This window comes from Ancylobacter sp. GW821-FHT10E12 (assembly GCF_058809335.1).
Genome location: NZ_JBXASN010000017.1, coordinates 101,575 through 115,353, shown reverse-complemented (window position 1 = coordinate 115,353; position 13,779 = coordinate 101,575). Strand labels below are relative to the sequence as shown.

The 13,779-nt window shown below is 67.9% G+C and carries 13 protein-coding genes and 1 tRNA gene; 10 read left to right on the top strand and 4 right to left on the bottom strand.

The window, feature by feature from the left end; all coding sequences use genetic code 11:
* Positions 1-337 precede the first annotated feature (337 nt).
* A complete protein-coding gene (locus AC1RU4_RS21050; RefSeq protein ID WP_492893093.1) occupies positions 338-1,396 on the bottom strand; it encodes an aldo/keto reductase in 1,059 nt (352 codons plus the stop codon).
* Positions 1,397-1,613: 217 nt separating this feature from the next.
* On the bottom strand, positions 1,614-2,249 hold the full coding sequence (locus tag AC1RU4_RS21045) for an arylesterase (protein WP_492893092.1): 636 nt from the start codon (positions 2,247-2,249) through the stop codon (positions 1,614-1,616).
* A 112-nt stretch (positions 2,250-2,361) separates the two neighbouring features.
* Here AC1RU4_RS21045 and AC1RU4_RS21040 point away from each other — a divergent pair, with 112 nt between their 5' ends.
* From AC1RU4_RS21040 to AC1RU4_RS21015, 6 genes are all read left to right on the top strand, one after another.
* Positions 2,362-3,084: an ABC transporter ATP-binding protein gene (locus AC1RU4_RS21040; protein ID WP_492893091.1), complete on the top strand. Its 723-nt coding sequence runs from the start codon at positions 2,362-2,364 to the stop codon at positions 3,082-3,084.
* Entirely contained in the window at positions 3,081-5,681 is a 2,601-nt protein-coding gene (locus tag AC1RU4_RS21035; RefSeq protein ID WP_492893090.1) for an ABC transporter permease, read from the top strand. Before AC1RU4_RS21040 ends, AC1RU4_RS21035 begins: the two co-directional genes overlap by 4 nt.
* 131 nt (positions 5,682-5,812) lie before the next feature.
* Positions 5,813-6,595 carry a Bax inhibitor-1/YccA family protein gene (locus AC1RU4_RS21030; protein ID WP_492893089.1) on the top strand — a complete coding sequence of 261 codons (783 nt, stop codon included), beginning with the start codon at positions 5,813-5,815 and terminating at the stop codon, positions 6,593-6,595.
* A 537-nt stretch (positions 6,596-7,132) separates the two neighbouring features.
* Positions 7,133-7,945 (top strand): transglutaminase-like domain-containing protein, encoded by an 813-nt coding sequence (locus AC1RU4_RS21025; RefSeq protein WP_492893088.1) that lies wholly within the window; start codon positions 7,133-7,135, stop codon positions 7,943-7,945.
* 346 nt (positions 7,946-8,291) lie between these two features.
* Positions 8,292-8,504, top strand: a complete 213-nt coding sequence (locus AC1RU4_RS21020; protein WP_492893087.1) for a cold-shock protein — start codon at positions 8,292-8,294, stop codon at positions 8,502-8,504.
* Positions 8,505-8,699: 195 nt separating this feature from the next.
* Positions 8,700-8,825: a hypothetical protein gene (locus tag AC1RU4_RS21015; protein WP_492893086.1), complete on the top strand. Its 126-nt coding sequence runs from the start codon at positions 8,700-8,702 to the stop codon at positions 8,823-8,825.
* Positions 8,826-9,512: 687 nt separating this feature from the next.
* Here AC1RU4_RS21015 and AC1RU4_RS21010 read toward each other — a convergent pair.
* Positions 9,513-9,597, bottom strand: a tRNA-Leu gene (locus AC1RU4_RS21010).
* 236 nt (positions 9,598-9,833) lie between these two features.
* On the opposite strand from AC1RU4_RS21010, the gene AC1RU4_RS21005 reads away from it, so the two are divergent.
* A complete protein-coding gene (locus AC1RU4_RS21005; RefSeq protein WP_492893122.1) occupies positions 9,834-10,832 on the top strand; it encodes a complex I NDUFA9 subunit family protein in 999 nt (332 codons plus the stop codon).
* An 80-nt stretch (positions 10,833-10,912) separates the two neighbouring features.
* On the opposite strand, the gene AC1RU4_RS21000 is transcribed toward AC1RU4_RS21005, so the two are convergent.
* Complete coding sequence (locus tag AC1RU4_RS21000; RefSeq protein ID WP_492893085.1) at positions 10,913-11,719, bottom strand: undecaprenyl-diphosphate phosphatase; 807 nt, start codon at positions 11,717-11,719, stop codon at positions 10,913-10,915.
* Positions 11,720-11,945: 226 nt separating this feature from the next.
* Between AC1RU4_RS21000 and AC1RU4_RS20995 the strand changes: the two genes are divergently transcribed.
* The 3 genes from AC1RU4_RS20995 to rplT all read left to right on the top strand — a co-directional run bounded on the left by AC1RU4_RS20995 (position 11,946) and on the right by rplT (position 13,671).
* Complete coding sequence (locus AC1RU4_RS20995) at positions 11,946-12,818, top strand: SH3 domain-containing protein (protein ID WP_492893084.1); 873 nt, start codon at positions 11,946-11,948, stop codon at positions 12,816-12,818.
* Positions 12,819-13,067: 249 nt separating this feature from the next.
* Positions 13,068-13,268 (top strand): 50S ribosomal protein L35, encoded by a 201-nt coding sequence (gene rpmI / locus AC1RU4_RS20990; protein ID WP_492893083.1) that lies wholly within the window; start codon positions 13,068-13,070, stop codon positions 13,266-13,268.
* A 34-nt stretch (positions 13,269-13,302) separates the two neighbouring features.
* A complete protein-coding gene (gene rplT, locus AC1RU4_RS20985) occupies positions 13,303-13,671 on the top strand; it encodes a 50S ribosomal protein L20 (protein WP_492893082.1) in 369 nt (122 codons plus the stop codon).
* Positions 13,672-13,779: the final 108 nt, after the last annotated feature.

The following is a 13,779-nucleotide window of genomic DNA, read 5'->3' as shown; positions in this document are numbered from 1 at the left end:
CCGGCGGGAGCCGGGACGCCGAAAGCCGGGGAGTAAAGCGCCGCAGGCGCCCGCCCCGGCGGGAGCCGGGACGCCGAAAGCCGGGGAGTAAAGCGCCGCAGGCGCCCGCCCCGGCGGGAGCCGGGACGCCGAAGGCCCGGGGAGCGAGGGATATCGCGAACCCTTTCCATTCCTCTCCCCGTTGGGGAGAGGTGGCCCGCGAAGCGGGTCGGTGAGGGGCCACGCGGGTATGGAGCGTCGAAGACCCCTCTCCCAACTCTCACCTTGCCTCGCCTCACCTCGCCCCTCACCCCAACCCTCTCCCCGACGGGGAGAGGGAGAAGAAGGATCAGCCGCCTCACGGCGCCGGGTTGCCGGTGAGCTGGTGCACGGCGTCGATGCGCTCTAGCACCTCCGGCGGCAGCACCACGTCCTTCGACCCGATGGCGATCTTCAGCTGCTCCATCGTCGTCGCGCCGAGGATCACCGAGGTCATGAAGCGGCGCGAGGCCGCGAAGGCCAGCGCCATCTGCGCCGGGTCGAGGCCGAACTCGCCGGCAATGGCGAGATAGGCGTCGATCGCCGCCTCGGTTCCCGGCTTCTCGTAGCGCTGGCCGCGCTTGAACAGCGTGGTGCGGGCGCCGGCCGGACGGGCGCCCTTCTGGTACTTGCCGGTGAGATAGCCCTGGCCGAGCGCCGAATAGGCGAGCAGCGACACGTCCTCGCGCAGGCTCACCTCGGCCAGCGCGGTCTCGTAGGTGCGGTTGACGAGGTTGTAGGCGTTCTGGATCGAGGCGACGCGCGGCAGGCCCGAGCGCTCGGCCTCGAACAGGAACTGCATCGTGCCCCAGGCGCTCTCGTTGGAGAGGCCGATATGGCGCAGCTTGCCCTCGGCGACCAGCTCGCCGAAGGCGGCCAGCGTCTCGGCGATCGGCGTCTCGTCGGGCGTGGGCTTGCCGTCGGCGTCGTTCGGCCAGCGGGCGGGGTTGGAGCCCCACGGCATCTCGCGGCCCGGCCAGTGCAGCTGGTAGAGGTCGATATAGTCGGTCTGCAGCCGCCCGAGGCTCTTCTCCACCGCTTCGCGGATCTGCGCGCGGTTCGGGCGCGCCGGCAGGCCGCCATCGCGGAACCAGGTCATCTCCGAGAGGCCGCAGACCTTGGTGGCGAGGATCACCTTGTCGCGATTGCCGCGTGCCTTCATCCAGGAGCCGATGATGCGCTCGGTGCTGCCGGCCGTCTCCGGCATGGGCGGGATCGAATAGAGCTCGGCGGTGTCGAGGAAATTGACGCCGTGGTCGAGCGCGTAGTCGAGCTGGGCGTGGCCCTCGGCCTCGGTGTTCTGCTGGCCATAGGTCATGGTGCCGAGGCAAAGGGCGCTGACCTCGAGGCCGGTGCGGCCAAGCGGACGGTATTGCATTCGCGATGTTCCGGGGTTCGGACGGTATGGGATGCGGCAGGATAGGCCCCGGCAGCGGCGGCGGACAAGATGCCGTAGCGGCAGATCGGTCTGCCGGCACGGGCCTCCCCGCCGCCATTCCCGGCCGCAGCGGCGCGACGAGCCGCAACCGCCCTCCGATGCCCGGCCGATGCGGCCCGGCCATGACGGCCGACGGAGACCAGGTCCCCGAACCCGCTCACCCCGCCTTGCCGACCTTGATCGTTCCCAGCCACGCCTCCACCGCGGGCAGCATCTTCTCGACGATGACGTCCACCCCCGCGGCGGTGGGATGCATGGCGTCGGCCTGGTTGAGCCTGCCCTGCCCGGCCACGCCGTCGAGGAAGAAGGGGTACAGCGCCGCACCATATTTCGACGCCAGTGCCGGATAGATCGCGTCGAAGCGCATCTTGTAGTCGGCGCCCATGTTGGGCGGCGCCTGCATGCCGGCGATCAGCACCGGAATGCCGCGCTCCCTGAGGCGGACCATCGCCGCGTCGAGCGCCTTTTCCGTCACCGCGGGATCGAGGCCGCGCAGCGCGTCATTGGCGCCGAGTTCGAGGATCACCCCCTGGGTGCCGTCCGGCACCGACCAGTCGAGCCGTCCCGCCCCGCCGCTGGCGGTGTCGCCGGAAACTCCGGCATTCTCGATCACAACCTCGTGTCCGCGCGCCTTTAAGGCCGCCTGCAGCTTCACCGGGAAGGCATCGCCCGCCGGTAGGCCGTATCCGGCGGTGAGGCTGTCGCCGAGCGCGACGAGACGCACCGGCTCGGCACGCGCCGCCAGCACCGGCAGCGCCAGCACGGCGAGCAGCACGAGGAGGGCTTGCGTCATGCCATTGACGACAAGGTGTTCCGTCCGCCTCTTTCCCGCACTGCACACCGGCCCATATGGTGCCGGAAGCTGAGCCGACTTCAGACGCAGATTGCGAAAGCGACAGGAAAACATGCAGCCGGACTCCCGTTTCAGCACCACCGCGCCCGCCGTCGTGCTCGACAAGGTCGAACTGTCACTCGGGTCGGGCGCCGCGCGTGTCCATATCCTCAAGGGCGTATCGCTGAATATAGGGCAGGGCGAGGCGGTCGGCCTGGTCGGGCCGTCGGGTTCGGGGAAATCGAGCCTGCTGATGGTGCTCGCCGGTCTCGAACAGGCGGATTCCGGCAGCGTGGTCGTCGCCGGCCAGCAGCTCGCCGGGCTGGACGAGGATTCGCTCGCCCGCTTCCGCGGCCGCCATGTCGGCATCGTGTTCCAGGCCTTCCACCTCATCCCGACCATGACGGCGCTGGAGAACGTCGCGGTGCCGCTGGAGCTCGCCGGCCGCGCCGATGCTTTCGCGCGCGCCAGCGCCGAGCTGGAGCTGGTCGGGCTCGGCCACCGGCAGGGCCATTACCCCTCGCAGCTCTCCGGCGGCGAGCAGCAGCGCGTGGCCGTCGCCCGCGCCCTCGCCCCCGAGCCGGCCATCCTGGTCGCCGACGAGCCGACCGGCAATCTCGACGAGGCGACCGGCCAGCAGATCATGGAGCTGCTCTTCGCCGCGCAGACGCGGCGCCGGGCGACGCTGGTGATCGTCACCCACGACCTCGCCCTCGCCCGGCGCTGCGACCGCACGGTGCGGCTGCGCTCCGGCCATGTCGAGGACACCGCGCTCATCGGCGGAGACGCGGCATGAGCGTGACGACCAGCGAATCCGCCGCCGCGCACGCCGCGCACGCCCCGAGGCGTGCCGGCTTCCCGCTGCGCCTCGCCCTGCGCTTCGCCTTGCGCGAATTGCGCGGCGGGCTGCGCGGCTTCGGCGTGTTCCTCGCCTGCCTCGCCCTCGGCGTCGCCGCCATTGCCGGCGTCGGCTCGTTCTCACGCGCGCTTACCGACGGCCTCGCCCGCCAGGGCACCACGCTGCTCGGCGGCGACGCCGCCTTCACCGTGGTGCAGCGCGAGGCGACGCCGGAGGAAATGGCGCTGTTCACCGGCGCCGGGCAGGTCTCGACCATCGCGACATTGCGGGCCATGGCTCGCACCGGCGAAGGCACCGGCCTCAATTCCACCCTCGCCGAGGTGAAGGCGGTCGACGGTGCCTATCCGCTCGCCGGCGAGCTGAAACTCGACCCGCCGCAGCCCGCCGCGCGGGCGCTGGCACAGGCGGACGGGCGCTTCGGCGCCGTGGTCGACCCGGTGCTGGCCGAGCGGCTGGGCCTCAAGCCCGGTGACGATTTCCAGCTCGGCGCCGCCCGGCTGCGGCTCGCCGGCCTCATTGCCAACGAGCCGGACGCACTGGCGACCGGTCTTGGCTTCGGCCCGCGGCTGATGGTGTCGCTCGATGCGCTGCGTGCCTCCGAGCTCATCCAGCCCGGCAGCCTCGCCCGCTGGCACTACCGGGTGAAGCTCACCGATCCCGGCCGCCTGTCCGGCTTCCTCGACGAGGTGAAGACCGCCGTGCCGCAGGCCGGCTTCGAGGTGCGCACCCGCGAGGCCGCCGCGCCGCGGCTGGAGGACAATGTCCGCCGCTTCACCCAGTACCTCACCCTGGTAGGGCTGACCGCGCTGCTGGTCGGCGGGGTCGGCGTCGCCAATGCGGTGAAGAGCCATCTCGACGCCAAGCGGGAGGTGATCGCCACCTTCAAGTCGCTCGGCGCGCCGGGCAGCCTGATCTTCGCGATTTATGTTCTCGAAGTCGTACTAATTGCCCTCATCGGTCTCCTCATCGGCCTCGTCGCCGGCACCGCCTTGCCCTTCGTGCTCGACGCCGCCTTCGGCCATCTGCTGCCGATCGCCATCGAGCCGAGCGTGCAGCCGGCCGCCCTGCTGCTCGCCCTCGCCTATGGACTGCTCATCGCGCTGGCCTTCGCGCTGTGGCCGCTCGGCCTCGCCCATGACGTGCCGGTCTCGGCGCTGTTCCGCCAATGGGACGTGAGCGGCCGGCGCCGCCCGCGCGCCATCTATATCGCCTTGACGGGCCTCGCGATTTTCGCGCTGGCCACGCTGGCGGTGGCGGCCAGCGAGGAGCGGCGCATCGCGCTCTACTACCTCGCGGCCTCCGCCGGCGTGCTGATCACGCTGCGGCTGGTGGCGAGCGGCATCATGGCGATCGCCCGCCGCCTGCCGCGCCCGCGCTCCACCGGCGCGCGGCTGGCGCTGGCCAATATCCACCGCCCCGGAGCGCTGACCCCGACCGTGGTGCTCTCGCTCGGCCTCGGCCTCACCCTGCTGGTGACGCTCTCCCTGATCGACCGCTCGCTGACCCGCGAGCTCACCGCCCGGCTGCCGCAGCAGGCGCCGAGCTTCTTCTTCCTCGACATCCAAAGCACTGAATCGCAAGCCTTTTCCGACTTCCTCGCCCGCGAGGCGCCGGGCGCGAAGGTGGAGGTGGTGCCGATGCTGCGCGGCCGGCTGATCAGCCTCGGCGACCGGCCGGTGGAGGCCATCACGCCGCCGCCGGAATTCGCCTGGGTGCTGTCCTCCGACCGCGGCGTCACCTATGCGGGCCAGGTGCCGGAAGGCTCCACGCTGGTGGAGGGCGAGTGGTGGCCGGCCGATTATACCGGCCCGCCGCTGGTCTCCTTCGAGAAGGAGATCGCCGATGCCTTCGGCCTCAGGATCGGCGACAGCGTCACCGTGAACGTGCTGGGCCGCCCGATCACCGCCCGCATCGGCAATCTGCGCAAGGTGGAATGGGAACGCCTCGCGATCAATTTCGTCATGGTGTTCTCGCCCAACACCTTCCGCGGCGCCCCGCACACCTCGCTCGCCACCCTCACCTTCCCGAACGGTGCCGACGAAACGAACGAGCGGACGATTTCCCGTTCCGTCGCCACGGCTTATCCCGGCGTCACCGCCGTGCGGGTGAAGGAGGCGCTGGCGGAAATCGGCGCCATCGTCGCCAATCTGCTGCTGGCCATACGCGGCGCCAGCCTGGTGACGCTGGTGGCAAGCGTGCTGGTGCTCGCCGGCGCGCTCGCGGCCGGGCAGCACCACCGGGTCTATGACGCGGTGATCCTCAAGACGCTCGGGGCGACGCGCGCGCGCCTCGTGCTGGCCTATGCGCTGGAATATGCCGCGCTCGGCCTCGCCACCGCGGTGGTGGCGGTGCTGGCCGGCTCGGTGGCCGCCTATGCGGTGGTCGTCGGGGTGATGAAGATCGGCTTCGCCTTCTCCGCCACGGCGGCGCTCGGCGCGGTGGCGGTGGCGCTGGTCCTCACCGTCGCCTTCGGCCTGATCGGCACCTGGTGGGCGCTCGGCCAGAAGCCCGCGCGCATCCTGCGCAGCCTCTGAGCGGGGTGCCGCAACGGAATTTCTTGCGGAAACTTCACTTGCGGGCAACCACCGGCTTGCTCATATTTCGCGTATGATTGCGCGTGGCGCCATGGCGCCGCCGCAGCGGCTTTTCAAAGGGATCCGCCAAAATGGCAGACTACGATCGCAACATCACCACCCCGCGCTTCGGCACGACGGCGTCGCGGACGGAGGCCGCGATCGATCAGGGCCTCCGCTCCTACATGCTGCGCGTCTACAACTACATGACGCTCGGCCTCGCCATCACCGGCGCCGCGGCGCTCGGCATCTACATGCTCGCCGTCTCGGCGGAACCGACCGCCTACGCGCTCGGCGCCAATGTCTATCTCACCCCGTTCGGCTATGCGCTGTTCGTCAGCCCGCTGAAATGGGTGGTCGTGCTCGCCCCGCTCGCCGCCGTGTTCTTCCTCTCGTTCCGCGTCGACCGCATGAGCGTTTCCGCGGCGCAGACGGTGTTCTGGCTCTATGCGGCGCTGGTCGGCGTCTCGCTGTCGACCATCTTCCTCGTCTACACGCATGACAGCGTCGTGCGGGTGTTCTTCATCACCGCCGCCACCTTCGGCGCGCTGAGCCTCTACGGCTACACCACCTCGCGCAGCCTGTCGGGCATGGGCTCGTTCCTGCTCATGGGCCTGTTCGGCATCATCATCGCGAGCCTGGTGAACATCTTCCTCGGCTCGTCGATGCTGCAATTCGTGATCTCGGTGGTCGGCGTGCTGGTCTTCGCCGGCCTCACCGCCTACGACACCCAGCGCATCAAGGAGATGTACTTCGCCGGAGACGACGACGTGGTCGCCGGCCGCAAGGCCATCATGGGCGCGCTGACGCTCTATCTCGACTTCATCAACCTGTTCATCATGATGCTCCAGCTGTTCGGCAACCGGAACAACTGAGCCCTCGCCAGACGGGTTCCACATATCGAGGCCCCGGCATCGCCGGGGCCTTTTTGTTTACGGCACGCACCGGGCTCCCGCGCCCGCCGGGCCTGTTCCCCACCGTGGCGCCCTGCTGGCACCGGTTGCGGGTCGAAGAGCGGCCGGACCCTCGCTTGAAGAGCGATGCCCTAGGATGCGGATCAGCTGAAGCCAGCACGTCGCCATCAGGACGTCGCCATCAGGACGTGGCCATAATGACACTGGCCTTCCCAAATCCGAGCCGCAGCCTCAACAAAACCCGCAAGGCCGCCAGCTTCGCGGGCTATGATGGTGGTTTGACGTTTCATTCTTCCTGGAGACCGGCGCGCTGGTAAATCGAACGACGACCTGCACGCGACGGAACCACTTGAAACGACCTGTCTTTCAGCATTCGACGCCATGCGCACGACCATCCACGGTGTCGCGCGCATGGCCTCTTCAAACGGCCGTCGCACGTCTTACACCCTGACCGCCTCCGATTTCCGGTGGACGGATCGATACCCTCGGGACTGGTTCATGCTGATTCGCTACGGCTATGAGATCACGCTGACCTGTCAGCAGCCGACCGCACTCGTTTGCCTTCTGTCCGTCCATGAGGATCGCGCGGGCGATATCCGGGCCCCGGAAACCATTTTCACCACTCCCGACGTGCCGACCACGACCTATCACGACCTGTTCGGCAATCGCTGCCGGCGGCTGGTCGCGCCGGCGGGCGATCTGACGATCTGGGGCGATGCCACGATCGAGGATGACGGCCATCTCGACCCGGTGTTTCCCGACGCGCGGGAAGTGCCGGTGCCGGCACTGCCGGACGATTGCCTCGTCTTTCTCATGGGCAGCCGCTATTGCGAGACCGACCGTCTCAGCCAGACGGCCTGGGACCTGTTCGGCGCGATCCCGCCCGGCTGGGGCCGGGTGCAGGCGGTGTGCGACTTCGTCCACAACCACATCACGTTCGACTACATGCAGGCTCGCTCGACGCGGACGGCTTTCGAGGCGTTCCACGAGCGCATCGGCGTCTGCCGCGACTTCGCCCATCTCGCCGTCGCGTTCTGCCGCTGCCTCAATATTCCGGCGCGCTATGTGAACGGCCATCTTGGAGACATCGGCGTGCCTGTCGTCGATCCGATGGATTTCAGCGCGTGGATCGAGGTCTTCCTCGACGGGGCCTGGCACACGTTCGATCCGCGCAACAATGTGCGGCGGATCGGCAGGATCGTGGTCGCCCGCGGTCGCGACGCGACGGACATACCGCTCATCAATTCCTTCGGACCTCACCTCCTGAAGTCATTTCGGGTTTGGACATATGAGGTGCAGGAAGCGGGATAGCCGCAAGCTATCGAGTTCGCCCTCCCCGGGGCGGCTGGATCGGCACGTGGCGCTCGCGCTCGGTCGGCGGGCCGGCCGTGTGCCGTTCGTGGCACCCCAGCATTTCAATCATTCCCAGGCGCATTTTACGTACTGGGCCGATGAATCGTGATGCCCGTCGATTTGGTTTTATCGTCCTTGTAATACTCCGATTAGGGAGCCATATTGTTTTCGTCGATAAACGGCAAGATGAGCTTCTGCCGCGTGGATGATTCTGCGCATGTCAGGCTCTTTTTCCTGAAAATGCGATTTCGACGGCCTGCGTGTTCGCCGGCAAGCTACAATTACAATCAAGAAAGAGTTTCCCATGGCGACGGGAACCGTAAAATGGTTCAATGCCCAGAAGGGCTTCGGATTCATCGCACCGGATGATGGCGGCAGCGATGCATTCGTTCATATCAGTGCCTTGGAACGTGCCGGCCTCAGCGACCTGCGCGAGGGACAGAAGGTCGGCTTCGAACTGGTCGCTGACCGGAGAAGCGGCAAGATGACCGCCGACAAGCTGCAGGCACTGGGCTGATCCGACGGTCTCGGCGGTGCATGTTGCGTCTGCCGCGGCCGGAACTGTCCGCGCCGCGCCGGCCATGATGGACCGGCGGCCCGGATGAGCAGGACGATGTGAGGCGCCAGGCGCCCTTTGCCCCGCGCCTCTCCGAGGTCGCGGGGCTTTCGTTTTATCGGCGGCGCAAACCGCGACGACCAGGAGGAGACGATCATGGCCAAGGGTCAGGTACGCAGCAATAGAGAAGCCAAGAAACCGAAAAAGGCAAAGGAGCCCGCCGCAGTACCGACGTCGGCGAAAGGGGCGCCCCCGATGACGCTCCCGAAGAAGAAGGGCTGAAATGCCGGGATGGGCGTTCGAAGCCGGGACGCCACGCTGGGCGCACGCGATTATTGGCGGTAGCGAAGCTGGAAACATCGGCTCGCCGAGGGATCGGCGAACCGCGACATAGCGGATGGCCGGCCACTTCATGGGCCCGACGGATAAGCCCGACTGGAAACATCCCTGAGAAGGTCGATCCTGGTCAGTGCGTGGACGCAGGGCACAGTCGCATGCGGACCTGCCGAGCTACATCGGCAAGGCAGAGCGGCGAGGAATTGCCTTCGATGAGCAGGCCCTCGACCACAGGACCCTCAACCTGTCCCGCAGACCTCGGCCGCTGGCGAACCTGCTTTTCGGGAAAGAGCGACGGCCTCATTTGCGGAGCGTACCGCACGCGCTCGAGATGGCCGTCGATTGCTGCCTGACCGGCCTTGGCTTCCTGAAATACCGGTGCGCGGCAGGTCTATGGCTTGAGCGGTCGCTCGAACACTCCCAAGCACCCCTTGCTGGGCGACCGATCTTTCGAATCGCTCGGCCAATCGCAAGGTCGCTCACCTCAGTGGGAGTACGGCGCGCAGGATCGTGCACGGCTTCGCCACGCACCAACCGCCAGAGCATTGTTACACGGTCCTGTTACACAGGCCGGCAACCGCAACTCTCTGACAAGACCTAACTTCCCGCGATATCACGCAAAAAGGGAAGTGATGGTGCCCAGGAGAGGACTCGAACCTCCACGGTGTTACCCACTGGTACCTGAAACCAGCGCGTCTACCAATTCCGCCACCTGGGCATGTGCCTTGCGGCACGGCGGCGAGACATAGTCGGGCGACCTCCTGCTTGTCAACGAGACAATCGCATCATCGTCGCTTCTCTTGTGGGGAAATGTCCGTCGCGGCCTCGCATGCATCCGATCGGCGCACCGCGCGCTCGGTGCTGGACGCTGGCGCGGCGGCGCGCTAATCGTCTGGCATACACGACTGTCCGGGCCGGGAGAACGCCATGGTCGATGCCGCCATTTCCGACGAGATGCCGCTTCCCGACGAGGCGGAACTGCAAAGGCTTGCCGCGCCGATGGAGCGCCTCGTCACCGTCTATGGCGGCTCCGGCTTCATCGGGCGCCATGTGGTGCGCTCGCTGGCCCGGCTCGGCTGGCGCGTGCGCGTCGCCGTCCGCCGGCCCGACCTCGCCGGCCATCTCCAGCCGCTCGGCGCCGTCGGCCAGATCAATCCGGTGCAGGCCAACCTGCGCTATCCCGCCTCGGTGCTGCGCGCCGCGGAAGGCGCGGAGGTCGTCATCAACCTTGTCGGCGTGCTGCACGAGAGCGGCCGCCAGAGCTTCGAGGCGGTGCACGGTTTCGGCGCCAAGCAGGTGGCGCACGCCGCGCGCGAGGTCGGCGCCCGCCTGATCCACGTCTCGGCCATCGGCGCCGATGCGGCTTCCGAATCGTCCTATGCTAGAAGCAAGGCGGCCGGCGAGGCGGCGGCTCGCGAGGCGGTGCCGGAAGCGGTGATCTTCCGCCCCTCGGTGGTGTTCGGGCCGGAGGATGATTTTTTCAACCGTTTCGCCGCGCTGTCGCGGCTCTCGCCCGTGCTGCCGCTGATCGGCGGCGGCACCACCCGCTTCCAGCCGGTATTCGTGGGCGATGTCGCCGCAGCGGTGGCCAAGGCGGTGGACGAGATCGCCACGCCCGGCACGGTCTACGAGCTCGGCGGGCCGGAGGTGCTGACCTTCAAGCAGCTCATGGAGATCATGCTGAAGGAGATCGACCGCAAGCGCCTGCTGGTGTCGATGCCCTTCGCCGTCGCCTCGCTGCAGGCGCGGCTGCTGGAGCTGCTGCCGAGCCCGCTGCTCACCCGCGACCAGGTGAAGCTGCTCGCCCATGACAATGTTGTCTCGGCGGCCGCCATCGCCGAGCGCCGCACGCTGGAAGGGCTCGGCATCACGCCGACGGCGCTGGGCGCGGTGCTGCCGGGCTATCTGTGGCGCTACCGCAAGGCCGGCCAGTTCACCCGCCTCGTCGCCTGACCGGTCGGCGACCTGCAATGAAAAGGCCGCCGGGGATCGCCTCCGGCGGCCTGTTGCGTTTCGGGGTCCGAGAGGGGCGGTCAGCCCACCAGGGCCAGCGCCACGAGGCCGACGCCGCCCACCGCGATGCGCCACCAGCCGAATGGCGTGTAGCCGTGCTTCGAGACGAAGGCGAGCAGCGAGCGCACCACCGCCACCGCCGCGAGGAAGGCGGCGACGAAGCCGACGGCGATGAGGATGCCGTCATCCATGGAGAGGGCGTCGCGATTCTTGTAGAGATCGTAGGCGAAGGCCCCCGCCATGGTCGGCAGGGCGAGGAAAAAGGAGAATTCCGCCGCCGCCGGCTTGCTCATCCCCATCAGCAGCCCGCCGACGATGGTCGAGCCCGAGCGCGACACGCCGGGCACCATGGCGAGGCACTGGATGAAGCCGATCTTCAGCGCCAATGTCGGCGGCAGCGCCATGGCGTCGGTATAGCGCGGGCGGATCTTCAGCGTATCCACCCACAGCAGCACGATGCCGCCGAGGATCAGCATCACGCAGATCAGCGCCGGCGATTCGAACAGGACCTGCTTGATGAAGCCGTGCGCGAAGGCGCCGATCACCGCCGCCGGCAGGAAGGCGACGAGGATGCCGAAGACGAAGCGGCGCGAACGGACGCTGGAGGGCAGCGTCACCAGCACCCGCCAGAAACGCTGGAAATAGACGGTGACGATGGCGAGGATGGCGCCAAGCTGGATCAGCACCTCGAATGCCTTGCCCTGGCTCTCGAAGCCGAGGAAATGGCCGGCGAGCAGGATATGACCGGTGGAGGAGACCGGGAGGAATTCGGTGAACCCTTCGAGAAGGCCGAGCAGAAGGGCTTCGAGCAATGTGCCGAACGACATGAGACAACCCGGTGAATGACGGCGGACGGAATGTCCGGCGGCCGCCGGGACGGCGGACGCGCCGCATCCTGTCCGCTTCGCGCCCGGCGATCAACGTGACGCTGCGTCGTGAAATCCATCGTCGACGCCGCGCCGACACCGTCCCATCACGATTCCGCCTCAGGAAGGTAATCCATTTCCCCAAGGTCGGCGTTGTACGGGTAATGCAACGTTGTGGAGAGTAAGCATGAAACGTGTTTTGGCCGCGTTAGGGGGCCTGATCGCCCTGACCGGCGCGGCTTCCGCACAGACGGAAGGCTACGTCACCACCAATGTGAACCTGCGCGCGGGGCCGGGCACCAGCTATCCCGCGGTCGCGGTGCTGGGCGCCGGCTCGCCGATCGATATTTTCGGCTGCCTCAACCAATACACTTGGTGCGACGTGGAATGGCGCGGCTATCGCGGCTGGGTGTCGTCCCGCTACCTCGAATATGACTATCGCGGCCGGCGCGTGGTGCTGCCCGACTATGCGCCGACCATCGGCGTGCCGATCATCGGCTTCAGCGTCGGCGACTATTGGGGCCGCTATTACCGCGACCGGCCCTGGTACGAGGACCGCTATCGCTGGGCTCCGCCGCCGGGCCGCCCGCGCCCGCCGCCCCAGGACGGAGGCTGGTATGGCGGTCCGCCCGGCCCTCCGCCTCCCGGCGGCGGCTGGTATGACGGCCCGCCTCCCGGCGGCGGGTGGAGCGGGGACGGATGGAACGGTGGGCGTGGCGGCCCGCCGCAGGGTGGCGACTGGAGCGGCGGACGCGGCGGTCCGCCTCCCGGCGACTGGAACGGCGGCGGACGCGGCGGTCCGCCGCCCGGCAACAACTGGAACGACGGCCCGCCGCCGCCGCGCCGGCAGCAGGGTCGCCCCTCGGGGCCGCCTCCGCAGCAGCAACCGCCGCAGCAGCAGGGCCGTCCGTCTGGCCCGCCGCCCCAGCAGCAGGCTGCGCCGCAGCAGCAGCCGCGGCCGATGCCGCCCCAGCAGGGCGGCAATCCTCGTCCGCAGCAGCCCGGTGACAATCCCGATGGCAGCTGCAACCGCCAGAATGCCCAGAAGGGCAATTGCTGAGCGGAGAAAAAGCCGACGGCGTCACCCCAACGTCGCGACACCGTCACATGGGCGACCGGCCTTTCCGGCCGCCCATCGCGCTTTCGGGACCTGCCGGCCCTTGAAATGGCGGCCGCGCTCCTGTAGAGGGTGCGGCCTTGTTGAACCGCCCGGCGAATTAGGGCTGCCGTGGCGGTTCGAACGCTCAACACCAAACAATCAGGCTGCGCCTGCCGCAATGCGGGCGCTCGGCCGCGGAGATCGAGCCAAATGCCCAAGATGAAGACCAAGTCCGGAGCGAAGAAGCGCTTCAAGCTCTCCGGCACCGGCAAGGTGATCATGGCCCAGGCAGGCAAGCGCCATGGCATGATCAAGCGCACCAACAAGCAGATCCGGAACCAGCGCGGCACCACCGTGATGGCCGAGCCGGATGCGGTGGTTGTCCGCAAGTATTTTCTGCCCAACGGCTGACGCCAGCCCTTAGCCCGTACCAGGAGAATTCCCCATGGCCCGTGTCAAGCGCGGCGTAACCTCCCATGCCAAGCACAAGAAGGTGCTGAAGGCAGCGAAGGGTTATTTCGGCCGCCGCAAGAATACCATCCGCGTCGCCAAGCAGGCCGTCGAGAAGGCGCAGCAATACGCCTATCGCGACCGCAAGGTTAAGAAGCGCAACTTCCGCGCGCTTTGGATCCAGCGCATCAACGCTGCGACCCGCGAACTCGATTTCACCTATGGCCGATTTATCGACGGTCTCGGCAAGGCCGGGATCGAGGTCGACCGCAAGGTGCTCTCGGATATCGCCATCCATGAGCCCGAGGCGTTCAAGGCGCTGGTCGAGCAGGCGAAGGCCGCTCTGGAGCCGAAAGCCGCCTGATCTCCCGCATTGCCGGGACCGAATTGCGAGGAGCCCCGCGCGCAAGCGTTGGGGCTTTTCGTGTTGATGCGCCCGAGGCGGCCCGACGGCGCTTTGCGTCGCCCGGCG